Origin of the sequence: Kitasatospora sp. YST-16, from assembly GCF_026802215.1 — a bacterium.
In the GTDB taxonomy this organism is placed as follows: Bacteria; Actinomycetota; Actinomycetes; order Streptomycetales; family Streptomycetaceae; genus Kitasatospora; species Kitasatospora cineracea.
Genome location: NZ_CP113837.1, coordinates 5,237,844 through 5,262,677 on the forward strand (window position 1 = coordinate 5,237,844; position 24,834 = coordinate 5,262,677).

General features: G+C 74.9%; 17 protein-coding genes and 2 pseudogenes. 7 read left to right on the forward strand and 12 right to left on the reverse strand.

Annotation, left to right across the window (positions count from 1 at the left end):
- Nucleotides 1-171: 171 nt before the first annotated feature.
- Complete coding sequence (dxs, locus tag OU787_RS23775; RefSeq protein WP_268660472.1) at nucleotides 172-2,073, forward strand: 1-deoxy-D-xylulose-5-phosphate synthase; 1,902 nt, start codon at nucleotides 172-174, stop codon at nucleotides 2,071-2,073.
- Between the two features lie 135 nt (nucleotides 2,074-2,208).
- Nucleotides 2,209-3,726, forward strand: coding sequence for a glycosyltransferase family 39 protein (locus tag OU787_RS23780; protein ID WP_268660473.1), 1,518 nt, complete (start codon nucleotides 2,209-2,211; stop codon nucleotides 3,724-3,726).
- A gap of 66 nt (nucleotides 3,727-3,792) precedes the next feature.
- On the opposite strand, the gene OU787_RS23785 is transcribed toward OU787_RS23780, so the two are convergent.
- From OU787_RS23785 to OU787_RS23810, 6 genes and pseudogenes are all read right to left on the reverse strand, one after another.
- Complete coding sequence (locus OU787_RS23785; protein ID WP_268660474.1) at nucleotides 3,793-4,386, reverse strand: alpha/beta fold hydrolase; 594 nt, start codon at nucleotides 4,384-4,386, stop codon at nucleotides 3,793-3,795.
- A gap of 103 nt (nucleotides 4,387-4,489) precedes the next feature.
- Nucleotides 4,490-6,616, reverse strand: coding sequence for a 3-hydroxyacyl-CoA dehydrogenase NAD-binding domain-containing protein (locus OU787_RS23790; RefSeq protein WP_030459690.1), 2,127 nt, complete (start codon nucleotides 6,614-6,616; stop codon nucleotides 4,490-4,492).
- A gap of 2 nt (nucleotides 6,617-6,618) precedes the next feature.
- Complete coding sequence (locus tag OU787_RS23795) at nucleotides 6,619-7,836, reverse strand: thiolase family protein (protein ID WP_030459689.1); 1,218 nt, start codon at nucleotides 7,834-7,836, stop codon at nucleotides 6,619-6,621.
- A gap of 162 nt (nucleotides 7,837-7,998) precedes the next feature.
- Nucleotides 7,999-9,236 (reverse strand): annotated as a pseudogene (locus tag OU787_RS23800) (HRDC domain-containing protein).
- Nucleotides 9,237-9,516: 280 nt separating this feature from the next.
- Nucleotides 9,517-10,257, reverse strand: a complete 741-nt coding sequence (locus OU787_RS23805; protein WP_030459687.1) for a response regulator transcription factor — start codon at nucleotides 10,255-10,257, stop codon at nucleotides 9,517-9,519.
- A 375-nt stretch (nucleotides 10,258-10,632) separates the two neighbouring features.
- Complete coding sequence (locus OU787_RS23810; protein ID WP_030459686.1) at nucleotides 10,633-11,286, reverse strand: DUF3000 domain-containing protein; 654 nt, start codon at nucleotides 11,284-11,286, stop codon at nucleotides 10,633-10,635.
- Nucleotides 11,287-11,471: 185 nt separating this feature from the next.
- Here OU787_RS23810 and hemE point away from each other — a divergent pair, with 185 nt between their 5' ends.
- Entirely contained in the window at nucleotides 11,472-12,551 is a 1,080-nt protein-coding gene (gene hemE / locus OU787_RS23815) for a uroporphyrinogen decarboxylase (RefSeq protein WP_030459685.1), read from the forward strand.
- A gap of 171 nt (nucleotides 12,552-12,722) precedes the next feature.
- On the opposite strand, the gene OU787_RS23820 is transcribed toward hemE, so the two are convergent.
- Nucleotides 12,723-13,400, reverse strand: coding sequence for a response regulator (locus OU787_RS23820; RefSeq protein ID WP_268660475.1), 678 nt, complete (start codon nucleotides 13,398-13,400; stop codon nucleotides 12,723-12,725).
- Nucleotides 13,316-14,638 carry a sensor histidine kinase gene (locus tag OU787_RS23825; protein WP_268660476.1) on the reverse strand — a complete coding sequence of 441 codons (1,323 nt, stop codon included), beginning with the start codon at nucleotides 14,636-14,638 and terminating at the stop codon, nucleotides 13,316-13,318. The genes OU787_RS23820 and OU787_RS23825 overlap by 85 nt, the downstream gene beginning before the upstream one ends.
- 66 nt (nucleotides 14,639-14,704) lie before the next feature.
- Between OU787_RS23825 and OU787_RS23830 the strand changes: the two genes are divergently transcribed.
- Nucleotides 14,705-15,814, forward strand: coding sequence for an IS630 family transposase (locus tag OU787_RS23830; RefSeq protein ID WP_268658401.1), 1,110 nt, complete (start codon nucleotides 14,705-14,707; stop codon nucleotides 15,812-15,814).
- Between the two features lie 98 nt (nucleotides 15,815-15,912).
- Entirely contained in the window at nucleotides 15,913-17,787 is a 1,875-nt protein-coding gene (locus tag OU787_RS23835; protein WP_268660477.1) for an ABC transporter permease, read from the forward strand.
- A gap of 381 nt (nucleotides 17,788-18,168) precedes the next feature.
- Here OU787_RS23835 and OU787_RS23840 read toward each other — a convergent pair whose 3' ends face one another.
- On the reverse strand, nucleotides 18,169-19,173 hold the full coding sequence (locus OU787_RS23840) for a DUF4349 domain-containing protein (protein ID WP_268660478.1): 1,005 nt from the start codon (nucleotides 19,171-19,173) through the stop codon (nucleotides 18,169-18,171).
- Between the two features lie 184 nt (nucleotides 19,174-19,357).
- On the opposite strand from OU787_RS23840, the gene hemG reads away from it, so the two are divergent.
- Nucleotides 19,358-20,761, forward strand: a complete 1,404-nt coding sequence (gene hemG, locus OU787_RS23845; protein ID WP_268660479.1) for a protoporphyrinogen oxidase — start codon at nucleotides 19,358-19,360, stop codon at nucleotides 20,759-20,761.
- Nucleotides 20,758-21,468 (forward strand): hydrogen peroxide-dependent heme synthase, encoded by a 711-nt coding sequence (hemQ, locus tag OU787_RS23850; protein WP_030459675.1) that lies wholly within the window; start codon nucleotides 20,758-20,760, stop codon nucleotides 21,466-21,468. Before hemG ends, hemQ begins: the two co-directional genes overlap by 4 nt.
- A gap of 33 nt (nucleotides 21,469-21,501) precedes the next feature.
- On the opposite strand, the gene OU787_RS23855 is transcribed toward hemQ, so the two are convergent.
- The 3 genes and pseudogenes from OU787_RS23855 to OU787_RS23865 form a co-directional block, all read right to left on the reverse strand.
- The gene (locus tag OU787_RS23855) at nucleotides 21,502-22,257 is read right to left on the reverse strand and encodes a TIGR04222 domain-containing membrane protein (RefSeq protein WP_030459674.1); all 756 of its coding nucleotides are present in this window, start codon (nucleotides 22,255-22,257) and stop codon (nucleotides 21,502-21,504) included.
- An 80-nt stretch (nucleotides 22,258-22,337) separates the two neighbouring features.
- On the reverse strand, nucleotides 22,338-23,384 hold the full coding sequence (locus OU787_RS23860; RefSeq protein ID WP_268660480.1) for a TIGR04222 domain-containing membrane protein: 1,047 nt from the start codon (nucleotides 23,382-23,384) through the stop codon (nucleotides 22,338-22,340).
- Between the two features lie 33 nt (nucleotides 23,385-23,417).
- Nucleotides 23,418-24,681: pseudogene (locus OU787_RS23865) on the reverse strand (DUF692 domain-containing protein).
- Nucleotides 24,682-24,834: the final 153 nt, after the last annotated feature.

Genomic DNA, 24,834 nt, shown 5'->3' on the forward strand with positions numbered 1-24,834 from the left:
GCGCCCCATACCAGGGCCCGGCCGCGCGGTCCGGCGCGTTCGGCCCCCGGCCACCCGAAGAGCTGGTCGGGTTGCCCCCCGCACTACGGGCCGGTAATGGACATTAGACTCGAGCGGGGCGTACGCCCTCCGGGCCCATGCGGGCGCGAGAACTTGGACGAGGAGGAACGGGTGGCCCTGCTGACCCGCATTCGGGGACCGCGCGATCTCGATCGACTCACGCCCGCGCAGCTGGCGGCGCTCGCCGAGGAGATCCGCGGCTTCCTGGTGGAGGAGGTCTCCAAGACCGGCGGCCACCTCGGCCCCAACCTCGGCGTGGTCGAGCTCACGCTGGCGATGCACCGGGTCTTCGACTCCCCGCGCGACCGGATCCTCTTCGACACCGGCCACCAGAGCTACGTCCACAAGCTGCTGACCGGTCGTCAGGACTTCTCCCGGCTCAAGATGAAGGGAGGCCTGTCCGGCTACCCCTCGCGCGCCGAGTCCGAGCACGACGTGATCGAGAACTCGCACGCCTCCACCGTCCTCGGCTACGCCGACGGCCTGGCCAAGGCGAACAAGATCCAGGGCCACCACGACCGCCCGGTGGTCGCCGTGATCGGCGACGGCGCGCTCACCGGCGGCATGGCCTGGGAGGCGCTCAACAACATCGCCGACAGCCGCGACCTGCCGGTCGTCATCGTCGTCAACGACAACGAGCGGTCCTACTCGCCGACCATCGGCGGCCTGGCCAACCACCTCTCCACGCTGCGCACCACCCAGGGCTACGAGCGCTTCCTGTCCTGGGGCAAGGACGCGCTGCAGCGCACCCCCGTGGTCGGCCAGGCGATGTTCGACACCCTGCACGGCGCCAAGAAGGGCCTGAAGGACTTCATCGCCCCGCAGGGCATGTTCGAGGACCTCGGCCTCAAGTACATCGGCCCGATCGACGGCCACGACCTGCAGGCCCTGGAGTCCGCCTTCACCAAGGCGCGCGGCTTCGGCGGCCCGGTCATCGTGCACTGCATCACCGAGAAGGGCCGCGGCTACCACGCCGCCGAGAACAACGACGAGGACCGCTTCCACGCGGTCGGCGTGATCCACCCCGACACCGGCCTGCCGGTGAAGACCGCCGGCAAGGACTGGACGTCGGTGTTCGGCGAGGAGATGGTCGCGCTCGGCCGCGAGCGCCGCGACATCGTGGCGATCACCGCCGCGATGCTGCACCCCGTCGGCCTGGCCCCGTTCGCCAAGGCGTACCCGGAGCGGATCTTCGACGTCGGCATCGCCGAGCAGCACGCCGCGGTCTGCGCCGCCGGCCTGGCCACCAACGGCCTGCACCCGGTGGTCGCGGTCTACGCGACCTTCCTGAACCGGGCCTTCGACCAGGTCCTGATGGACGTCGCCCTGCACAGGCTCGGCGTCACCTTCGTGCTCGACCGGGCCGGCGTCACCGGCACCGACGGCGCCTCGCACAACGGCATGTGGGACATGTCGATCCTGCAGGTCGTCCCCGGCCTGCGGCTGGCCGCCCCGCGCGACGCCGAGCAGGTCCGGCTGCAGCTGCGCGAGGCCGTCGAGGTCGACGACGCCCCCACCGTGGTCCGCTACTCCAAGGGCAGCGTCGGCCCGGCGGTGCCCGCCGTCGGCCAGGTCGGCGGCATGGACGTGCTGCACCGCCCCGCGGACGGCTCCGCGGACGAGGCCGCCGACGTGCTGATCGTCTCGGTCGGCGCGATGGCCCCGCTCTGCCTGGAGGCCGCCGCGCTGCTCGCCGAGCGCGGCATCACCAGCACCGTGGTCGACCCGCGCTGGGTCAAGCCGGTGGACGCCGCGCTGCCCGGCCTGGCCGCCCAGCACCGCCTGGTGGTCACCGTCGAGGACAACGGCCGGGCCGGCGGCGTCGGCTCCGCGGTCGCCCAGGCGCTGCGCGACGCCGACGTGGACGTTCCGCTGCGGGACTTCGGCATTCCGCAGGAGTTCCTCGACCACGCCTCGCGGGCCGAGATCATGGCGGAGATCGGGCTCACCGGCCCGGCCGTCGCCGCGAAGATCGAAGCACTGGTCAGCGCCCGTTCCTTCGCCCGGAGCTGACCCTCCGGAACCTCCGTGGACGCACCGCCCGGGAGCCGCACCGACGGCTCCCGGCGGTGCGGCTATTGTCGGACCGTCACACTCATTCCTGGGCCGGCACCCCTCCGCCCGTTCGCGCCCGGTAGGTTGTCACCCGTGCCCAACACCGCCACGAGCCGCCCCCGCGCCCTCGCCGACCGCCTCCGCGGGCACGTCCGGGCCGGGTACTGGACCAGACTGGTCCCGCTGCTCGCGGTCCTGGCCACCGCCACCCACCTGCCCTCCTTCCTCCGCCCGGTGTGGAGCCCCGACGAGGGCTACCTGGCCACCCAGGCCCGGATGCTCGCCGACGGCGGCGTCCTCTACGACACCGTCGTCGACCGCAAGCCCCCGCTGCTGCCCTGGCTGTACGAGGCCTGCTTCGCGCTCTTCGGCTCCGTCTCGCTCTGGCCGCTGCGCATCCTGGCGATCGGCGCCCACCTGGCCACCGCCGTCCTGCTCGCCTCCACCGCCCGCGGCCGCTGGGGCGACCGGGCCGGCCGCTACGCCGGCGTCTTCTACCTGCTGGTGTCCATCGGGCTCTCCCCGGAGGACACCCAGGCCGCCACCTTCGAAGTCTTCATGCTGCCCGCCATGGTGCTGGCCTTCCGCTACGCGGAGCGCCGCCGCTGGCTGGCCGCCGGCATCGCCGTCGCCCTCTGCTCGCTCACCAAGCAGACCGGCGGCGCCGTCATGCTCCCGGTGCTCTGGATGCTGCTCCAGGACACCCGCCGCCGCGGCGTCCCCTGGCCGCCCGCCCTCGCCAAGATCGGCTTCGGCTTCGCCCTGCCGATAGCGCTGGTCGCCGCCATCCTCACCAAGCCCAAGGGCTTCCTGTTCTGGGTCGTCACCGGCTCCGGCGACTACGCCGTGCTCGGCTCCAACTGGCCGCAGATGCTCGGCCGCGCCCTCGGCAACTCGGCGATCCTGCTGAGCGCCGGACTCGCCTTCCTGCTGCCCTACGCCCACCGCCTGTGGCTGCGCCGCCGCCGCCGACCCGTCCCCGCCCGCGGCCCCGAGCGCGGCTCCACCGCCGACCTCTGGGTCTGGCTGCTCTCCTCCGCGGTCGCCGTCTCGGTCGGCTTCCACTTCTTCGGCCACTACTACCTCCAGCTGATGCCCCCGCTGGTCCTGCTCGGCGTCGGCGCGGTCGCCACCTCCGCCGTGCCCTGGCGCCCCGTGGTCGCCTACTCCGCCCTCGCCAGCAGCGTCTTCTGCGCCCTCGCGGTCTTCTGGCCCGGCCAGCGCCTCACCCAGACCACCGAGGTCGCCACCGCCGTCGCCGCCCAGACCACCCCCAAGGACACCGTCCTGGTCTGGGGCATGCACCCCGAGCTCTACTGGCTCGCCGACCGCCGCCCCGCCAGCCGCTACCTCACCGCGGGCTTCCTCACCAACTTCAGCGGCGGCAAGGGCGCCGAGAAGGTCGGCGAGCAGTACTCCGTCTCCGACGCCTGGCAGACCTTCGACAACGAGATCTCCACCAACGGCCTCCCCGAGGTCTTCGTCGACGACTCCGGCACCGCCCCCTACCAGCCGGACAAGGTCCCGCGCATCGCCAGCCTGCTCAACACCTACTACGAGGTCGTCGGCGTCACGGGCGACACGGTGATCTACCGCCTCAAGAAGAAGTAGCGCCCCCGCGGCCGGCGCCCCCGCCACGAGGGCCCCGCCGCCCGGAGCGCGCGGCCGGACCGCGGACTACCCGGCGAAGCCGACGAGCGCGGCGACCAGCGGCTCCGGCCGGAAGGCCGGGTGCGGCGGCTCCGGGCACCCCGGCAGCTCCACCGCGCCGGGGACCAGCCCCAGCAGCGCGTCCGCCGTGCGGCGCCGGTGGACGGGGTTCTCCGGGGCGGCGGGGAGGACCGCCACCGGCAGCCGCAGCCCGGCGAGTTCGGCGTCGGTGACGCCGCGCAGCGTCCCGCCCGCCAGCAGCCCGGCCGCCTCCGGCGCGGCCGCCCGGATCCGCCCGTCCAGCCGCTCGTCGCCGGCCGTGGCGGGCCAGGCCAGCACCAGGGCCCGGACCCGGTCCGGCGCGGCCAGGGCCAGCCGGAGGGCCGCCGAGCAGCCGTTGGAGCCGCCGACCAGGACGACCGGCGGCCCGCCCGGCAGCGCCGCCGCGAGGTGCTCCGCCTCGGCCGCCCAGCTCCCGGCCCGCATCGCCCGGTCGGGCGCCAGCACGGCGGCCCCGGCCGCGCGCAGGCCGTCGACCACCCCGGGCCGCTCCCAGAACGCCGCCGCGTCCATCGCCTCGTCCCACAGCCCGCCGTGCACCAGCACCAGCACGCGCCCCACGCCCCCTGCATCCGAAAGGACCGGCAGCATACAGAAAAGCCGCCGGGCGGCGCCCCGCTCCCGGTGGGAGCGGGGCGCCGCCCGGCGGCCGTGCGCCGCTGCGTCAGGCGGGGACCGAAGCCAGGCCGGGGGCCAGGAACTTCTTGCCGTTGACGCGCTCGGAGACGCCCTCGCGGTCGAGGTACGGGGTGATGCCGCCGAGGTGGAAGGGCCAGCCGGCCCCGGTGATCATGCAGAGGTCGATGTCCTGCGCCTCGCCGACCACGCCCTCGTCCAGCATCAGGCCGATCTCCTGGGCGACGGCCTCCAGCGCGCGGGCGCGCACCTGCTCCTCGGTGAGGACGCTGTCGCCGAAGGAGAGCAGCGCCAGCACCTCGGGGTCGAGGACCTGCGCGCCGTCCTGCCAGATGTAGAAGCCGCGCTTGCCGGCCTCGACGACCTTGCCGAGGTTCGCGGAGACGGAGAACCGCTCCGGGAACGCGCCGTGCAGGGTCTCGGAGACGTGCAGGGCGATGGCCGGGCCGACCAGTTCGAGCAGGGCGATCGGGGACATCGGCAGGCCGAGCGGCTTCACCGCGGCCTCGACGGTCTCGAACGGGGTGCCCTCGTCGATGATGTTCTGGATCTCGCCCATGAAGCGGGTCAGGATGCGGTTGACCACGAACGCCGGGGCGTCCTTGGTGAGCACCGCGGTCTTCTTCAGCTTCTTGGCGACCCCGAACGCGGTGGCCAGCGAGGCGTCGTCGGTCTGCTCGGCCCGGACGATCTCCAGCAGCGGGAGGATGGCGACCGGGTTGAAGAAGTGGAAGCCGACCACGCGCTCCGGGTGCTGGAGCTTGGAGGCCATCTCGGTGACCGACAGCGAGGAGGTGTTGGTGGCCAGCACGGCGGTCGGCGAGACCACCGCCTCCAGCTCCGCGAACACCTTCTGCTTGACGCCCATCTCCTCGAACACGGCCTCGATCACGAAGTCCGCGTCGCCGAACGCGACGGCCTTGTCGAGGTGCCCGGAGACCAGGCCCTTGAGCTTGTTGGCCTTGTCCTTGCCGATCCGGCCCTTGTCGAGCAGCTTGTCGATCTCGCCGTGGACGTAGCCCACGCCCTTGTCGATCCGGGCCTGGTCGATGTCGGTGAGCACCACCGGCACCTCCAGCCGGCGGGCGAACAGCAGCGCCAGCTGGGAGGCCATCAGGCCGGCGCCGACCACGCCGACCTTGGAGACCGGGCGGGCCAGCGACTTGTCCGGCGCGCCGAACGGCCGCTTGGCGCGGCGCTGCACCAGGTTGAAGGCGTAGATCCCGGAGCGCAGCTCGCCGCTCATGATCAGGTCGGCGAGCGCCGCGTCCTCGGCGTCGAAGCCGGCCTGCAGGTCGCCGTCCTTGACCTGCTGGATGATGTCCAGCGCCTTGTAGGCGGCCGGGGCGGCGCCGTGCACCTTGGCGTCGGCGACCCAGCGGCCCCACAGCACGGCGTCGTCCCACGCCTTGCCGCGGTCGAACTCCTCGCGCTCGACGACCACGTCGCCAGTGAGCACCTTGGCGGCCCACAGCAGCGACTGCTCCAGGAAGTCGGCCGGCTCGAAGATCGCGTCCGCGATGCCGAGCTCGAAGACGTCCTTGCCCTTGAGCTGCTTGTTCTGGGCCATCGAGTTCTCGATGATGACCTTGACCGCCTTGGCGGGGCCGATCAGGTTCGGCAGCAGGGTGCAGCCGCCCCAGCCGGGCACCAGGCCGAGGAAGACCTCGGGCAGCGAGAACGCCGGGACGCCCGCGCTGACGGTGCGGTAGGTGCAGTGCAGGCCGACCTCGACGCCGCCGCCCATCGCCGCGCCGTTGTAGAACGCGAAGGACGGAACGGGCAGCGCGGCGATCCGCTTGAAGACGTCGTGGCCGCCCTTGCCGATGGCCAGCGCGTCCGCGTGCTCCTTGAGCAGTTCGACGCCCTTGAGGTCGGCGCCGACCGCGAAGATGAACGGCTTGCCGGTGACGGCGACCGCGACCACCTTGCCCGCGGCGGCCTCCGCCTCGACCTGGTCCAGCGCCTCGGACAGCTTGGCCAGCGAGCCCGGGCCGAAGGTGGTCGGCTTGGTGTGGTCGAAGCCGTTGTCCAGGGTGATCAGGGCCAGCTTGCCGGCCCGCAGCGGCAGGTCCAGGTGGCGCACGTGCGCGGTGGTGACGACCTCGCCGGGGAACAGCTCGGCGGCGCGCTGCAGCAGTTCAGTGGTGCTCATGGTCACTTACCACCCTCGAAGTGGGGGTTCTCCCAGATGACGGTGCCGCCCATGCCGAAGCCGATGCACATGGTGGTGATGCCGTAGCGGACGTCCGGACGCTGCTCGAAGCGGCGGGCCAGCTGGGTCATCAGGCGCACGCCCGAGGAGGCCAGCGGGTGGCCGAACGCGATCGCGCCGCCGTACGGGTTGACCCGCTCGTCGTCGTCCGCGATGCCGTAGTGGTCCAGGAAGGCCAGCACCTGCACGGCGAAGGCCTCGTTGACCTCGAACGCGCCGATGTCCTCGATGGTCAGCCCGGCCTTGGCCAGCGCCTTCTCGGTCGCCGGGACGGGGCCGATGCCCATCACCTCGGGCTCGACGCCCGCGAACGCGTAGCTGACCAGGCGCATCTTGACCGGCAGGCCCAGCTCGCGGGCCACGTCCTCGGCGGCCAGCAGCGAGGCGGTGGCGCCGTCGTTCAGGCCGGCCGCGTTGCCCGCCGTCACGTTGCCGTGCGGGCGGAACGGGGTCTTCAGGCCCGCCAGCGACTCCATCGTGGTGCCCGGGCGCATCGGCTCGTCCACCGTGGCCAGGCCCCAACCGGTCTCGCCGACCTCGGGGTTGGTGTTGCGGATCGCGATCGGCACCAGGTCCGGCTGGATGTCGCCGTTGGCGTACGCCTTGGCGGCCTTCTCCTGCGAGCGGACCGCGAACGCGTCGCAGCGCTCCTTGGTGATGTGCGGGAAGCGGTCGTGCAGGTTCTCCGCCGTCATGCCCATGAACAGGGCGGACTCGTCGACCAGCTTCTCCGAGACGAACCGCGGGTTCGGGTCCACGCCCTCGCCCATCGGGTGCCGCCCCATGTGCTCGACACCGCCGGCCACCACGACGTCGTACGCGCCGAAGGCGATGCCGCCCGCGGTGGTGGTGACGGCGGTCATCGCACCGGCGCACATCCGGTCGATCGCGTAGCCCGGCACCGACTTCGGCAGGCCGGAGAGCAGCGCGGCGGTGCGGCCGATGGTCAGCCCCTGGTCACCGATCTGGGTGGTCGCGGCGACGGCGACCTCGTCGATCCGCTCGACGGGCAGGCTCGGGTTGCGGCGCACCAGTTCACGGATGCACTTGACGACCAGGTCGTCGGCGCGGGTCTCGTGGTAGATGCCCTTCGGGCCGGCCTTGCCGAACGGGGTGCGGACGCCGTCGACGAAGACGACGTCCCTCGCGGTACGAGGCACGGGGGCTCTCCTCCCAGGGGGACATGACGATGAGCACACACCGGAGCGGCGCTGCTGCGCTCACCAATCTACCCGCGAGTAACAACGCCGGGCAAGGACCGTGAGGGCGGTCACGCCGCCCGGCCCGGCCCCGGCCCGGCCCAGGCCCGTTCCCCGCTCGTCCTAGCCCTCCGCCGCCGTCCGGAACGCCGCCGCCATGACGGGGGCGACCAGCTCGGTCTGCCAGGCCCGGGCCCCCATGGCGCGCAGGGCCTCGGCGACCGCGTCGGCGTCCGGGTGGGCCGGGGGCTCCCAGGAGACCCGGCGGACCAGGTCGGGGGTGATCAGGTTCTCCGCGGGCAGGTGGTGCTGCTCGGCGAGCGCGGTGACGGCGGCCCGGGCGCCGCTGAGCCGGGCCGCGGCGACCGGGTCCTTCTCGGCCCAGGCGCGCGGCGGCGGCGGCCCGTCGTGCGGGGCGGTGGCGGCGGCAGCGCGGACTCGGGCAGCTCGCGGGCGCGCTCGATCGCGGCCAGCCACTGTTCGAGCTGGCGGCGGTTCACCCGGGGGCCGAAGCCCTGCACGGCGATCAGCGCGGGCGCGTTGGCGGGCATGGCGAGCGCGGCGTTCACGATGGCGGCGTCGGCCAGCACCCGGCCGGGGGAGACGTCCCGCTCGCGGGCGATCCGGTCCCGGGCGAGCCACAGCTCGCGGACCGCGGCCAGCTGCCGGCGGCGGCGGACCTTGTGCAGCTGGGAGGTGCGCCGCCACGGGTCGACCCGGGGGGAGGGCGGGGGAGCGGCGGCCAGCGCGGCGAACTCCTGGTGCGCCCAGTCGAGTTTGCCCTGCCGGTCGAGCTCGGCCTCCAGCGCGTCCCGCAGGTCGACCAGCACCTCGACGTCCAGCGCGGCGTAGCGCAGCCAGGGTTCGGGCAGCGGGCGGGTGGACCAGTCGACCGCGGAGTGCTCCTTGGCCAGCGACAGGCCCAGCACGTTCTCGGTCATCGGGCCGAGGCCGACCCGGGGGAACCCGGCGAGCCGGCCGGCCAGCTCGGTGTCGAACAGCACGCCGGGGTGCATGCCCACCTCGAACAGGCAGGGCAGGTCCTGGGTGGCGGCGTGCACGACCCACTCGGCGTCGGCGAGCGCGGCGTTCAGGCCGGTCAGGTCGGGGCAGGCGATCGGGTCGATCAGCGCGGTGCCCGCGCCCTGGCGGCGCAGCTGGATCAGGTAGGCGCGCTGGCCGTAGCGGTAGCCGGAGGCCCGCTCGGCGTCGACGGCGACCGGCCCGGTGCCGCCGCGGAAGCCCTCGACGACGGCGGCGAGGGCCGCTTCGTCCGCCACCACCGGTGGGAGTCCGTCCCTGGGCTCGAGGAGCGGTACCGGGGCGGTCTCTTCGGGGATGGAGGCTACGGCGTCGGTCACCCCCCAAGGGTACGTCGTGTGTCGCCGCCGGGAGTGTTGTCTGACTGGTCGGACCGCGTTCGGACATATGCCAACCGGGGGCGGCGGGCCGTCCCGCTCCCGGCGAGGCGGGGCGCCGCGGGGCGGCCGGCGGGCCCTCGACGGACCGCAGACGGACCGCTGACGTGCCGCTGACGGCCCGTCAGGCCGGGGCGGGGGCCGGGGCGCGGGGTGGGGGCGGAGCGCACGACGGCGGCCCGGAGGAAACGTTCCTCCGGGCCGCCACCAGGGACGATGCGGGTCAGTGAATGATGCCGGTGCGCAGCGCCACCGCCACCATGCCCGCCCGGTCGCCGGTGCCCAGCTTGCGGGCGATGCGCGCCAGGTGGCTCTTCACCGTCAGCGCCGAGAGGCCCATCGCCACGCCGATCGCCTTGTTCGACTGGCCCTCGGCGACCAGTCGCAGCACCTCCACCTCGCGGCCGGACAGCTCGCGGTAGGCGGACGGCTGCGCACCGGGCGCACCCGGGGCGCCGGGGGCGGCACCGGGCTGGCCGGGGGCGCCGTGGTGGCCGGGCGCACCGGGGTGGTGGTGGCCGGGGATGCCGGGGCGGCGCATCCGGCCGGCCAGGCCGGCGCCGATCGGCAGGCCGGGGCGGCCGGGCATCGGCATGTTGGTCCGGGTGCCGGTCACCACGTAGCCCTTGACGCCGCCGGCCAGCGCCGAGCGGACCGCGCCGATGTCGTCGGCGGCGGACAGCGCCAGGCCGTTGGGCCAGCCCGCGGCGCGGGTCTCGGCCAGCACGGTCAGGCCGGAGCCGTCGGGCAGGTGCACGTCGGCGATGCAGATGTCGCGCGGGGTGGAGACCCGGGGCCGGGCCTCGGCGATCGAGGAGACCTCGATGACGTCGCGGACACCGAGCGCCCATAGGTGCCGGGTCACCGTGTTCCGGACCCGGGGATCTGCGATGACCACCATGGCGGTGGGCTTCGTCGGACGGTAGGCGACCACGTTTGCGGGGTGCTCGAGAAGGACCGACACCTGAGGCCTCCGGGGGGAGTGGCGGACGAACCCCGAGGGGGCGGTCGGAGCGTTCCGCGTCTGGAAAGGGTCACTGACACCTTCGGCATCAACCGTGCCCGGCTTTAGCGGGTGATCACGATCTGGTGAGTAACAATACGGACAAATCGTGCAGATGACCGGTACGACATGCCTGGAAATCGCACGCATTCGATCGGGAACGACGCCACGGCGATCGCAAACGTGCAGGTAATTGACCAGGAGCGCGCGCGAAGTCACACTCCGTCAGCCCTGCGGGTGGCACCGGGCCCGGAGCGCGGGGTTGTCCCCCTGAGGTGTCTGCGGACCCGGTGTCCGCGGACCCGCCCCGGAGCGCCCGGGACGGCTGACGGGAGGTCAGTGCGAATTGCGCGGCCGGCGGCGGGCCGGCATCGGCACCACCCCGCCCAGCACGCCCGGCCCGTCGGCCGGCAGCTGGGCCGGCGCGGACGGCGGCAGCCCCGCGCACCCGCACAGCAGGTCGGCCCAGGCGGCCAGGTGCCGTTCGAACCGGCGGTCGGCCGGCGTCCAGGACGCCCGCAGCTCGATCTCGGTGGACGAGCCGCGCTCGGCCAGCGCGCCGAAGTACTGCGAGTGGCACCTGGTCACCGTGCCGGACGGCTCGGCGTACCCGGCGGCGTGCGCCTGCAGCGCGTCCAGCAGCCAGCTCCAGCCGACCTCGGACAGCACCGGGTCGCCCGCCATCTCCGGCTCCAGCTCGGCCCGGGTCATGGTCACCACCCGGAAGTCGCCGTTCCACGCCTCCGGCGCCGACGGGTCGTGCAGCAGCACCAGGGTGCCGTCCGCCAGCTCCTCGCCGTCCACCTCGACCGAGGCGGAGAGCGCGAAGGAGTACGGGGCCAGCCGGCGGGGGGCGGGCTGCGGGGACAGCCGTACCTCGGGGCGCAGCCGCGCCCCGGTCAGCGCCTCGACCGCGTCGCGGAACTCGATCGGCGCCGACTCCCTGCCCGTTCCTCCACCCTGCGCGGATTGCCCGCCGACCGCTGCCATGACCGGAAGCCTAGGCGGCGCGGACCCGCAATCCGAGCACTTTCGTGCCTCCGGCGTGCCGAAAACCCGGAAATCGAGCGGGCCGCGGGCGCCGCCCCGGCGGGCACCGCCCGAGGTGTCCGTTTTGCCTGGCCGGGCCGCCCGCACGGCCGGGGGCCCGCCGGCCGCGTGCGAGGATGTGACCCGTGAGTGAGACCCCCGCAGCCCAGTCCGGTCAGCGGCCCCGCGGCGCCGCGTACGACTCCGTCTTCCTGCGCGCCGCCCGCAACGAGCCGGTGCCGCACACCCCCGTCTGGTTCATGCGGCAGGCCGGCCGCTCGCTGCCCGAGTACCTGAAGGTCCGCGAGGGCGTCCCGATGCTCGACGCCTGCACGCAGCCCGAGCTGGTCAAGGAGATCACCCTGCAGCCGGTGCGCCGGCACAAGGTGGACGCGGCCATCTTCTTCTCCGACATCGTCGTCCCGCTCAAGGCCGTCGGCATCGACGTCGAGATCAAGAGCGGCATCGGCCCGGTCATCGCCGACCCGATCCGCACCGCGGCCGACCTCCAGCGGCTGCGCCCGCTCGAACCCGACGACATGCCCTACATCACCGAGGCGGTCGGCCTGCTGGTCGCCGAACTCGGCGCCACCCCGCTGATCGGCTTCGCCGGCGCGCCGTTCACGCTGGCCAGCTACCTGATCGAGGGCGGCCCCTCGAAGTCGTACGAGAACACCAAGGCGATGATGTACGGCGCCCCCGAGCTGTGGGCCGAACTCGTCGACCGGCTCGCGCAGATCACCTCCGCCTTCCTGAAGATCCAGATCGAGGCGGGGGCCTCGGCGGTCCAGCTCTTCGACTCCTGGGCGGGCGCGCTCGCCCCCGACGAGTACCGCCGCTCCGTGATGCCCGCCAGCGCGAAGGTCTTCGACGAGGTCGAGCCGTACGGCGTCCCGCGGATCCACTTCGGCGTCAACACCGGCGAACTCCTCGGCCTGATGGGCCAGGCCGGCGCGGACATCGTCGGCGTCGACTGGCGCGTCCCGCTCGACGAGGCCGCCAACCGGGTCGGCCCCGGCAAGGGCCTGCAGGGCAACCTCGACCCCGCCGTCCTCTACGCGCCCACCCACGTCGTCGAGACCAAGGCCCGCGAGGTCCTGCACGCCGCCCAGGCCCTGGGCGGCAGCCACCACATCTTCAACCTCGGCCACGGCGTCATGCCCACCATGGACCCGGACGCCCTGACCCGGCTGGTCGCCTTCGTCCACGAGGCGAGCGCGAGGTAGGGGGAGCCTCGACAGAGAGCCCCGCAAGGGGCTCGGGGAACGGCGAGCCCGGGTCTGCTGACGGTGCACTGCCGTAGCGCGCATCGGCTTCCGGTTCCGTTTACTGCACGCAGCAGCACGGTCCCGCCGTTCCCCGGGCCCCTGGTGGTGCATCCCGCCGTTCGTACTGCTCTATTCGTTCGCGCCGAGGTGGGCGAGGACGGCCAGGACGCGGCGGTGGGTGTCCTCGGCCGGGGGGAGGTCGAGCTTGAGCAGGATGTTGCCGATGTGCTTGGCGGTCGCCGCTTCGGAGACCGTCAGGCGGCGGCAGATCTCCGCGTTCGAGCAGCCGCGGGCCATCAGTTCGAGGACCTCGCGCTCGCGGGGGGTCAGGCGCTCCAGCGGGTCGCGGCGGCGGGCCAGCAGGCGGCGGACCACCTCGGGGTCGACCACCGTGCCGCCCGCGGCGACGGTGCCGACCGCGGCCAGGAACTCCTCGACGTGGCCGATCCGGTCCTTGAGCAGGTAGCCGACGCCCGCGCCGCCGGCCAGCAGGTCGGCGGCGTACGAGCGCTGGACGTACTGGCTGAGGACCAGCACCGGCAGGCCCGGCCGTTCGGCGCGCAGCCGCAGGGCGGCGCGCAGGCCCTCGTCGGCGAGGCCGGGGGGCATCCGGACATCGGTCAGGACCAGGTCGGGGCGGTGCTCGGCGACGGCGGCGAGCAGGGCCTCGGCGTCGCCGACCGCCGCCGTGACGGTGTGGCCGAAGCGCTCCAGCAGGCCGATCAGGCCCTCGCGGAGGAGGACGGAGTCCTCGGCGAGGACGAGGCGGAGCGGGGGTCGGTCGTCGGGTCGGTCGTCGGGGTGCACGGGATCTCCACACGCAGCAGGGTCGGGCCGCCCGGCGGGCTGCTGACGGACAGTCTGCCGCCGGCCACCGCGATCCGGTCGGCCAGGCCCGTCAGCCCGGTGCCGCGGGCGGGGTCGGCGCCGCCGGTGCCGTCGTCCGAGACGTCGAGCCGCAGGCGGCCGGCCGACCAGCGGCCGTGCACCCGGACCGCGGACGCCCCGGCGTGCTTGGCCGCGTTCGCCAGCGCCTCGGCGACCGCGAAGTAGCCCGCGGACTCGACGGCCGCGGGCAGCCGGCCCGGCAGCGAGACGTCCACCACGACCGGCAGCACCGAGCGGTCCGCCAAGTCCGCGCAGGCGTCCGGCAGGCCGCGGTCGGCGAGGACCCGCGGGTGGATGCCGTGCACCAGCTCGCGCAGCTCGGCCAGCGCCGCGTCGGCCTCGGCCTGCGCCGCGGCCAGGCGGCGGGCGAGCGGGCCGCCCGGTGGCGCGTCCAACCGGGCCAGGCCCAGCGACATCGACAGGGCGACCAGCCGCTGCTGCGCGCCGTCGTGCAAGTCCCGTTCTATTCGGCGGCGTTCGGCCTCGAACGCGTCCACCAGGCGGGCCCGGGAGCGGACCAGCTCGCCGACCCGCTCCTGGCCGCCCGCCAGCGCCCGGGCCAGCGCCGCCCGGGCGCCCGCCGCGACCGTCAGCGGGTAACCCGCCAGGGCCAGCAGCGCCGCGCCCGCCGCCGCCACCGCCCAGGCCGGGCCCGGCGCGTGCAGCTGCCAGACCTTCAGCACGTTCACCTGCTCGCCGTCCAGGGCCAGTTGGAGCGGCGTCGTCACCAGCCAGGCCGGGACCAGCAGCGCGCCCGCCACCACCAGCAGCTCCAACGGCCAGAGCAGGAACGCCGACAGCACCGCGCCGCCGGCCTCCCGCCACGTCGCCCCCTCGGCGTACCGGGTGCGCAGCCAGGCCCGCGGGCCCGGGCCGTCCGGCACCCGGTGCGGATCGGGCACCGGCGCCCCGCCCATCCAGCGGGCCAGCCGCCGCTCCCACGCCCCGAAGGCCAGCCCCGCCAGCGGCAGCGCCGCCAGCAGCGGCACCCCCACCAGCAGCACCGACAGCGCCCCGCCGACCGCCACCCACAGCAGCAGCACCACGCACAGCGCCGCCCCCGCCGACGCGCACGCCAGCAGGTACGCCGCCGAGCGCCACGGCCAGGCCGTCCGCAGGAAACCGGGCCTGCGCAGCGCCTGCCAGCAGTCGGACACCGGACACCTCCTTTCACCGGGACCGACCCTAGTGTCCTGAGTCCTTGATCCGTCGTTTTTCAGCACGTGGGACGTCCTGGGCCGAAGCTGGCCGAACTGGTGTTGTCGGATCACGAGCGGCAGGTGCTCGGTGCGTGGGTGCGGAGCCAATCAGCCCCGCAGGCGCTGGCATTGAGAGCGCGGATCGTGCTGGCCTGCGGCGAGACGGAGACGGACGGGCTGCCCCGATCGGCCAGATCTGTGGCCGCTGCCACCGGAGTGACCACGGAGACGGTCTCCAAGTGGCGTGGGCGATTCCTGCGGGACCGCCTGGACGGCCTGGGCGACGCACCACGCCCGGGTCGCGAGCGGACGGTCACCGACGAGCAGGTCGCCGAGTTGGTCCGGCTCACGCTGGAGACGAAACCGAAGAACGCCACGCACTGGTCCACCCGCTCGATGGCCGGACGGGTGGGCCTGTCTCAGTCCACGGTCTCACGCGTGTGGCGGGCGTTCGGTCTGCAGCCGCACCGCGCCGAGTCGTTCAAGCTGTCCACCGACCCGTTCTTCGTCGACAAGGTCCACGACGTGGTCGGCCTCTACCTCGATCCACCCGAACGCGCCCTGGTGCTCTGCGTCGACGAGAAGTCCCAGATCCAGGCTCTGGACCGCTCCCAGCCGGTGCTGCCGATGATGCCCGGCGTCCCGGAACGGGCCAGCCACGACTACGTCCGGGCAGGCACCACGACGTTGTTCGCGGCCCTCGACGCGGTCACCGGGAAGGTCATCGGCTCCCTGCACCGGCGCCACCGCACCGCCGAGTTCAAGAGGTTCCTCGCCAAACTCGACCGGGAGATCCCGGCCGGCCTGGAAGTACACCTGATCCTGGACAACTACGCCACCCACAAGACCGAGACGATCAAGAAGTGGCTGCTGGCCCATCCCCGTTTCCAGCTGCACTTCACGCCGACCGGATCCTCCTGGCTCAACCTGGTCGAGCGGTGGTTCGCCGAGCTGACGAACAAGAAGCTCCGCCGCGGCGTCCACCGCTCCGTCCAGGCCCTCGAACGCGACATCCGCGCCTGGGTCGCCGACTGGAACGACAACCCCCGCCCCTACATCTGGACCAAGACCGCCGACCAGATCCTCGAGTCCCTCGCCGGATACATCCGACGGATCAAGGACTCAGGACACTAGGCCGCCGCCCCGGGCGGTGTCGGTAGAGCTGGCTCCACTCTTCGCGGTGGAGCGGGCGTCACTGTGCGAACGGCGCCCCGCCGCTTGGCTGGGACACCATGACGACCCCACTGACCAGGATCGCCGTGCGCTCCCTGCACGCCGGACGGACCGCCCTGCTCGGGGCGTTCACCGCGCTCGCCCTCGGCGTCGCGCTGATCGCCGCCACCCTGCTCGGCCTCGCCGCGAGCACCGCCCTGCCGCCCGGTGAGGACCGCACCGCACTGATCGCCCAGCTCGGCACCACCGGCGGCGTCAGCCTCTTCACCGCCGGGTTCGTGGTCGCCTCGACCTCCTCCTACGCGGTCGCCCGCCGCCGCCGCGAGTTCGGACTGCTGCGGCTGGCCGGCGCCACCCGCGGCCAACTCACCCGCACCGTCCTGCTGGAGGCCCTGCTGCTCGGCCTGCTCGCCGCCGCCACCGGCAGCGCGCTCGGCCGCGCCGCCGCCCCGCTGCTGGCCCGCGCGCTGACCGCCGCCGGCCTCGCCCCCGCGGGCTTCCGCACCGGCACCCCCGGCTGGCCGCTGGTCACCGCGTTCTGCACCGGCCCGCTGGTCGCCCTCGCGGGCACCGCCGTCGCCGCCCGGCGGGCCGGCCGGGTCCGCCCGCTCGAAGCGCTCCACGAGGCCGACGTCGACCTGAGGGTGATGACCGCGGGCCGCCTGCTCGGCGGCCTCGCCCTGCTCGGCACGTACGCCGCCGTGGTGGCCGCCGCCCTCGCCGGGGACCCGGCCGAGCTGCTGCACCGCAAGACCTACACCCTCCAGCCGATGCTGCTGATCGCCGCCACCGCCCTGCTCGCCCCCGTCCTGGCCCGCCCGCTGCTGCGCCTGCTCACCCTCCCCGCCGCCCGGCCGCCCCGGCTGGTCCGGGCCGCCGCGCTCGGCGGCCTGCGCCGCACCGGCGCCACCGCCGCCCCCGTCCTGCTCGCCGTCGCCCTCGCGGGCACCCTGGTCGGCGCCCCGACCACCGTCGCCGCCGCCCGCGCCGCCGAAGCCCGCACCCGGACCGCCGCCGACTTCCTGCTGGCCCCCGGCGACGCGGGCAGCGGCGGCGCCGACGCGCTCACGGCCGCGCTGCGGGCGCTGCCCGGGGCCGTCGTCTCGCCGAGCGCCGCGACGCCGCTCGCCGTCGTCGAGGCCGACGGCACGGCCGTCCGCGCCGAGGGCCGGGCCGTCGCCGACCCCGCCGCGCTGGCCGCCACCACCCGGCTGCCCGTCGTCGCGGGCGACCCCGCGACGCTCGACGACGACAGCGTGGTGCTCGCCGAGGAGCGGGGGGACCCGCAGGTCGGCGACCGCGTCCGGGTGGTGCTCGCCGACGGCGCCCGGCGGGAGCTGCGGGTCGCCGCCGTGCTGCGCGAGGGAACGGGCGGCAACCCCGTGTACGTCACCCCGCGCAACGCGCCCGGCGCCCGCACCGACCGGATCGACGTCCGCGACGCCGCCGCAGCGGCGGTCACCGCGCTCGCCCGCGACCACGGCGCCCGCGTCGAGACCCGCGCCGCCTGGCTCGACGCCCACCACCCCGCGGACGACCCCCGGCGGATCCGCCGGATCGCCGCCGTCCTCGGACTCGCCCTGCTCTACACCGTGATCACCCTCGCCCACACCGCCCTCACCACCACCGCCGACCGCCGCCGCGAACTCGCCCGGCTCCGCCTGGTCGGCACCACCCGCGCCCGCGTCCTGCGGCTCGTCGCCGCCGAGACGCTCCTCGTCACGCTGGTCGGCGCCCTCCTCGGCACCGCCGCCACCCTCACCACCCTCGCCACCATGGGCACCGCCCTCCACCGCGCGGGCGCCCCCGTCCCCCTCGTCCTCCCCTGGACGACCCTCGCCGCCACCGCCCTGCTCTGCACCCTGGTCACCGTCCCCTGCGCGGCCCTGGCGGCTTGGCGCTGCACCAAGGGCCGTGCGGTGGAAGCTTTCTGACGTACCGTCAATCAGCCGTTCTCCGCCGCGGCCGTTTACGCGGCGCTCCCGGATGGCTACGGTGGATCACGGGGAGGGGGTGTCATGAGCTGTCTGCTGATGCTGCTCGGCTGGGCCGGGCTCGGGTGGATGTTCGTCATGGGGGTCTTCGGCGGCGACTGGTCGCTCGCCGGCCTGGTCATGCCGCTGTCGAGCTTCGTGCTGTTCGTCGCGAACGAAGTGCGCCGCGGCGAGGTGCGCCGGGAGCAGCAGGCGGCCGCCGAGGCGGGGGAGCGCCGCCGCCGGGAGGAGGCGGAGCGGGAGGCCCCCGCCGGGCCCCGGCCCGCCCCGACGGGGACGGGCCGGACGCCGCCGCCACCTGACCGGCGCCGCCGCCCCGGGTCACGCCCCGTCGCCGGCGCCGTCCTTCCCGCCGGTGTCCGGAGCGTGCGTCGGACGGGGCGGGACGGCGGGGGAGCCGGTGCGGCGGGCCCGCAGGCGGCGGCGGAGCAGCCAGCCGAGCGGGGCCAGCAGGACCAGGAAGGGCGCCACGGCGGCCAGCGCCACCAGCAGGACGCGGACCAGGGTGACCAGGGCGTGCCAGCCGTTCGAGAGGCCGTGGCCGACGGAGGCCCAGAAGCCGGTCTCCTCCTCCTTCGGCTCGACGTGGACGGGCTGACGGGTCACCAGCTCCAGGGTCACGGTGGAGAGCGAGGTGCGGGCGGTGAGCTGCTGCTGCTGGCGCTGCAGGGACTCCAGGTCGGACTCCCGGCGGGTCAGCTCGCCCTCCAGCGACACCACCTCGGACAGGCTCTTCGCGTCGGCCATCAGCGCCCGCACCCGGTCCACGCTGGCCTGCATGGACTTGACCCGGCTGTCGGTGTCGGCGATCTGCTGGGTGAGGTCGTCGGCCTGGCTGCTCAGGCCCAGCCGGGTGCCGAGCCCGCCGAGCCCGTCCAGGGTGGCCTGGTAGGCCGCGGACGGGACCTTGAGGGTCAGCGTGGACTGCGCGGTGTCGCCCGTCCCGCCGCGCAGGTTCTCCGCGGCGACGTACCCGCCGGCCCGGACGACCAGGTCGACGGCCTTGGTGCGGGCGTCGTCGACGGCGTCGACCCGCAGCGTCAGCTTCGCCTGGTAGGCGATCTGACGGTCCGTCGCGGCCGCTGTTCCCGTTGTCGCCGCCGTCGTCCCCCCGGAGCCGGCCCCGGCGGTGGCCCCGGCCGAGCCGGGGGCGGCCCCGCCCGAGCCGGGGGCGGCCGCCGGCGCGCCCTGCGTCCGGGCCGGGCCCTTCGCGTCGGCGGCGGCCGCCGAGCCCGACGAGCGCTCCCCGTCCGCGCTGCACCCGGCCAGCAGCAGGACCGCGGCCAGTGCCCCGGCCGCGCCCGCTCTGCGTACCCGCAGGTCCATTCGGTACCCTCCCCGTGTTCCGGGGCGCGCCGTCCGCCCGCCCCCACGGCACTGTGACGCGGCGGCCCCCGGACCGGACCCGCACCGGCGGTACCGGAACGATCACGCTGCGGACTCACCCCGGTCTCGGGGCGCCCCGGGGCCGATTCCGGCGAATCGGATAAGGGCTGGGAGACTGGTCGGCATGGCGAAACCTCACGTCGTGGTGGTCGGTGGCGGCATCGCGGGCCTGGCCGCGGCCGCGTTCCTCGGGGACGCGGCGGCGCGGGTGACGGTGCTGGAGGCGTCGGCGCGGTTCGGCGGGAAGCTGCGCGGCGGCGAGGTCGGCGGCGTCCGGGTCGACCTCGGCGCCGAGTCGATGCTCGCCCGCCGCCCCGAAGCGGTCGAACTGGCCCGCCGGGTCGGCCTCGGCGAGCAGCTCGAACCGCCCACCACCGCCAAGGCCGCGATCTGGACCCGGGAGGGCCTGCGCCCGCTGCCCGGCGGCCAACTCATGGGCGTGCCGGGAGACCTGGACGCGCTGGAAGCCTCCGGCGTGCTCACCCCCGCGGGCCTGGAACGGGCCCGCCGCGAGCAGCCCGCCGAACTCGGCGAGGACGCCCCGATCGGCCGCTACATCGCCGACCGGCTCGGCCGCGAGGTCGTCGACCGGCTGGTCGAACCGCTGCTCGGCGGCGTCTACGCCGGGCACGCCGACGAGATCTCGATCCGCGCCGCCGTTCCGCAGCTGCTCCAACTCGCCCAGCAGGGCGGCGAGTTGACCGCATCCATCCGCGAGCTCAGTCGCCGCGCCACCGCCACCGGGCCGGTCTTCCAGGGCCTGCGCGGCGGACTCGGCACCCTCCCCGAAGCCGTCGCCGCCCACGACCGCGCGCACGGCGCCGACCTGCGCACCGGCCACCGGGTCGACGCCCTGCGCCGCACCCCCGACGGCTGGCTGGTCACCACCGCCGGACGCGAACTCGCCGCCGACGCCGTCGTGCTGGCCGTCCCCGCCCCGCAGGCCGCCGCACTGCTCGCCGCCGACGCCCCCGGCGCCGCCGCCGAACTGCGCGCCGTCGAGTACGCGTCCATGGCCCTGGTCACCCTGGCCTTCCGGCGCGCCGACCTCGCCGACAGCCCGCTCACCGGCAGCGGCTTCCTCGTCCCGCCGGTCGACCGGCGCAGCATCAAGGCGTCCACCTTCTCCAGCAACAAGTGGGGCTGGCTGGAGCGCTCCGCCCCCGACACCTTCCTGCTGCGCACCTCGCTCGGCCGCCACCGCGAGGACGCCGCCCTCGACCTGGACGACGCCGACCTGGTCGCCCGCTCGCTCGCCGACCTGCGCACCGCCGTCGGCCTGCGCGCCACCCCGTACGACCACGCCGTCACCCGTTGGCGGGCCGGGCTCCCGCAGTACCCGGTCGGCCACCTCGACCGGGTCGCCCGGATCCGCGCCCACCTCGACGCGCTCGGCGCGATCGCCGTCTGCGGCGCCGCGTACGACGGCGTCGGCATCCCCGCCGTCATCGCCGGCGCCCGGCGCGCCGCCGAGCACCTCACCCCCGGCACCGGCACCACCCGCACAGAAGGGACAATGGGCTCATGACCGAAAGCACTGAGCAGCCCGTGAAGAAGAAGGCCCGCGACCTCAACCAGGTCATCCGCTACACCATGTGGTCGGTGTTCAAGCTGAAGGACGCCCTCCCCGAGGACCGCACCGCGCTCGCCGCCGAGGTCGACTCCCTCTTCGAGCAGCTCGCCGCCAAGGACGTCGTCGTCCGCGGCACCTACGACGTCTCCGCCCTGCGCGCCGACGCCGACATCCTGGTCTGGTGGCACGCCGAGGACTCCGACGACCTGCAGGAGGCGTACAACCGCTTCCGCCGCACCGGGCTCGGCCGCCACCTGGAGCCGGTCTGGTCGAACATGGCGCTGCACCGCCCCGCCGAGTTCAACAAGTCGCACATCCCGGCGTTCCTCGCCGACGAGCGGCCCCGCGAGTACGTCTGCGTCTACCCCTTCGTCCGCTCCTACGAGTGGTACCTGCTCCCCGACGAGGAGCGCCGGGCGATGCTCGCCGAGCACGGCATGATGGCCCGCGGCTACCCGGACGTGCGGGCCAACACCGTGGCCTCCTTCGCCCTCGGCGACTACGAGTGGCTGCTGGCCTTCGAGGCCGACGAACTGCACCGGATCGTCGACCTGATGCGCGACCTGCGCCCCTCCCGGGCCCGCCTGCACGTCCGCGAGGAGGTCCCCTTCTTCACCGGCCGCCGCAAGCCGGTCGCCGAACTCCTCTCCGGCCTGTACTGACCCCCGGCCGAGCCCGCGGCCCCGTGCTCCCCGCTAGGAGCCGAGGGCCGCGCGCAGGCGCGGGTCCGGGACGGCGGCGGGGCCGGAGATGGCGACGGCGGTGAGCAGGTCGTCGGTGGCGGTGTGGCGGCAGGGCAGGGCCCGCAGCAGGGTCTGGCCGGCCGGGGCGGCCCACGCGGTGTAGGCGTGCACGTCGACCCGGGCCATCAGGAGGGTGCCGCCGGTGAGCACCAGGGGGAGCGCGTACCAGGCGACGGCGGTGCGGGCGGCGGTGCCGTCGGGGGCGGTGAGCAGGACGGTCAGCAGCAGCATCGAGGCCGCCCCGGCCAGCGCCCAGCGGACCTGCCGGATCGCCCGCAGGGCGTGGTCGCGGACCACGGCCGGCGTCGCCAGCCCCGCCTGCGCCAGCCGGTCGCCGATGTCGCGGACGGTCGGGTGGGCGGCCAGCGCGGCCTTCAACTGGGCGGTGCGGCACTGACCGTCCGGGCCGATCGCGCCGATCAGCGCGCGCTCCAGGCGGCCGCGCCCCTGCGGGTCGACGACGGTGGTCCAGCCGGTGTGGGCGAGGTGGAGGCGGCCGAGGGCGGCCATCCGGACCAGCGCCAGGTCGACCACCCGGGCCGGGCCGCCGGCCAGGTACGCGGTCTCGTAGAGGCCGACGCCGGAGGCCCGGTGGAGCGGGTGCGGGACCCGGCCGGTGCAGGCGTCCGCGATCGCGGCGACCCGCACCAGCCGGAGGCAGGAGAGCACCGCGGCGGCGCAGGACGGGATCAGCAGCAACACCCACATGCTTGCTGTTCTAGTCCTGTGCGCGCCGGAAGCGGAACGGATACCCGCGCCGCGATACCGAACTGTGACTCGAGGAACGGTCAGGACCCGCCGCAGCCGCCCCCGCCGCAACTCGACCCGCAGGAGCTGGACGAACCGCAGGAGTGCGAGGAACCGCCGCACGAGTGCGAGGAGGAACCCCCGCAGGAGTGGTGCGAGGAACCGCCCGAGTGGCCGCCGGACGAGCCGCAGGACGAGGACGGGGACGACCCGCACCACACCCCGGCCCCGGCCCCGGCCGCGAAGTCCGAGCTGCCGCTGTCGGAGTTCCGCCCGCTCCGCCCGCTCTTCACCAGCCGGCCGGCCGGCGCCGTGCCGCCGCCGAGCGCCTCGCGCAGCGCCTGCTGGTCGGAGCCCTTCAGCGCGGCGGTGCCGTCCAGGGCGAACGCGCCGACCAGTTCGGCGTGCGCCCGCTCCACCTCCCGGGGCCGCCACGGGGTGCTGCCGCGGACCAGCTGCAGCTGGCGCAGGCCGGCCGGGGTGATCCGGCGCTTCGCGGGGCGGGTGGCGACCAGGCTGATCAGCGTGAACAGGGCCAGCACGCCGAACGGGAAGAACGGCGGCGCGGTGGAGTCCCGGTCGGGCGCGTCCAGCCACTGGGCGGTGGAGACCGCGCCCAGCACCAGCGTGACGACCAGCGCCAGCACCACCAGCCGCCGGGCCCGCCAGGCGGCCTTCAGCGCGCCCGGGTGGCGCAGCAGGCCGCGGGCGGCGAGCCCGTCGCCGATCCGCTGCACCTCGGGGCTGCCCGGCACCGAGGTGCGCAGCACGGACAGGTCGCGCCCGGCCCGGCCGCCGACCGCGGTGATCAGGACCCGTTCGACCGGGTCGGTGGTCCGGTCGGTGGTGACGGTGACCCGGTGGGCCCGGGAGACCACCACCCGGCCCTCGCGCTCCATCCGGACCAGCGCGGTGTCGACGACCCGGCCGGGCCCGCCGGCCAGGAAGGCGACCTCCAGCAGCGGCAGGCCGCGTCCGGGCAGGCCGCGCGGGTCGGTGACCCGGGTGCTGCGCCGGTTGAAGGCGGCGGCGACGGCGATCGAGCACACGACGAGCGCGAACGCCAGGACGAACCGGAAGTTCCACATCCCCCGTGGTTCCCTTCTGTGCGGTACGGGCGGTTACGGGTGCGCCTTGGCGGCGCGGTCGCGGTGCGGCAGCAGGCGGCTCCACCGGGAGGCGGCGGGGCGCAGCAGGCGGCGCAGCGCGGGCCGCCAGTCGGCGGCGGCGGGGCCGCTGTCCAGGGCCCACTCGGCGAAGGCCCGGGCGTCGGCCCGGTAGCCGCCGGTGAGCGGCCGGCCGGCGGCGTAGCGGGCGAACCGCGGGGCGAAGTCCGCCCCGAGCAGGTCGGGCAGTTCCGGCATCAGGTGGCCGACGGTCTCCCGGCGCTTGGCGAGCAGGCCCGCGGCCTGGACGCGCAGCTGCTCGGGGTCGAAGCCGGCCGGGGCCGGGCCGCCGGCCGTCAGGGCGGCCAGCAACTCCTCCTGGCGGCGCGCCAGTTCGACCCGGGCGAGGGCGAGTTCGGCGTCGGCGCGGTCGCGGATCAGGTATTCGTGGTGCTCAGACACGGGCGGCTTCCCTCCGGTGCAGGCGCTGGACGCGGCGGATGGCGTCGAGTTCGGCGGACAGTTCGGCGGGCGGCGGGTACGCGCCGTCCCGTTCCAGCAGCACCCCGGGCGGGTCGGTCCGCTCGCAGAGCGCGGCCAGCACCTCCAGCACGGGTGCGGTGACGGGGTGGGTGTGGGTGTCGTGCCAGACGCCGTCGCGCTCGACGCCGCCGGCCACGTGCACGTAGGCGAGGGCCTCCAGCGGCAGCCGGTCCAGCTCGGCGGCCGGGTCGACGCCCAGGTTGACCCGGTTGGTGTGCAGGTTGGCGACGTCCACCAGCAGGCGGACGCCGGTCCGTTCGACCAGTTCGGCGAGGAACTGGGCCTCGGTCAGCTCGTCGCCCGGCCAGGCCAGGTGGGCGGCGATGTTCTCCAGCGCCAGCGGCACCGGCAGCTCCCGCTGGGCGATCCGGACGTTGGCCACCACCACCCGCAGCGCGGCCCGGGTGCGCGGCACCGGCAGCAGGTGCCCGGCCTCCAGGCCGCCCGCCCGGACGAACGCCAGGTGCTCGCTGACCAGCGGCGACCCGAGCGCCTCGGCCACGCCCGCCAGCCGGGCCAGCCGGGCCGGGTCCGGTTCGGCGGCGTCCCCCAGCCCGAGCGAGACGCCGTGCGGGACGACCGTGACCCCGCGGGAGCGCAGTTCGGCCAGCGAGGGCGGCAGGTGCTCGGCGCAGACGTTCTCGGCCACCACCTCCACCCAGTCGAGGCCGGGCAGCCGCTCCACCGCGGTGTCGATCTCGGGGCGCCAGCCGAGGCCGGTGCCCAATCGCGGAATATCGGACGAAGACATATTCCACCCCCTTTCCGTCGGGCCTTTCGGACCGCCCGACTCCCCGTTGCCGAGGGTGTATCCACCGCGCGCCGATGCCAAGCGGGACACCGGAAACTCAGAGCTGAACTTGAGGTTTCGGCTTCACTGAACGCACAC

Coding starts and splice junctions, on each gene's coding strand:
- OU787_RS23840 (WP_268660478.1), bottom strand. CDS start 19,173: ATGGACCTGCGGGTACGCAGAGCGGGCGCGGCCGGGGCACTGGCCGCG.
- OU787_RS23855 (WP_030459674.1), bottom strand. CDS start 22,257: ATGTGGGTGTTGCTGCTGATCCCGTCCTGCGCCGCCGCGGTGCTCTCC.
- OU787_RS23835 (WP_268660477.1), top strand. CDS start 15,913: ATGACGACCCCACTGACCAGGATCGCCGTGCGCTCCCTGCACGCCGGA.
- OU787_RS23860 (WP_268660480.1), bottom strand. CDS start 23,384: ATGTGGAACTTCCGGTTCGTCCTGGCGTTCGCGCTCGTCGTGTGCTCG.
- hemQ (WP_030459675.1), top strand. CDS start 20,758: ATGACCGAAAGCACTGAGCAGCCCGTGAAGAAGAAGGCCCGCGACCTC.
- OU787_RS23810 (WP_030459686.1), bottom strand. CDS start 11,286: ATGGCAGCGGTCGGCGGGCAATCCGCGCAGGGTGGAGGAACGGGCAGG.
- hemG (WP_268660479.1), top strand. CDS start 19,358: ATGGCGAAACCTCACGTCGTGGTGGTCGGTGGCGGCATCGCGGGCCTG.
- OU787_RS23790 (WP_030459690.1), bottom strand. CDS start 6,616: ATGAGCACCACTGAACTGCTGCAGCGCGCCGCCGAGCTGTTCCCCGGC.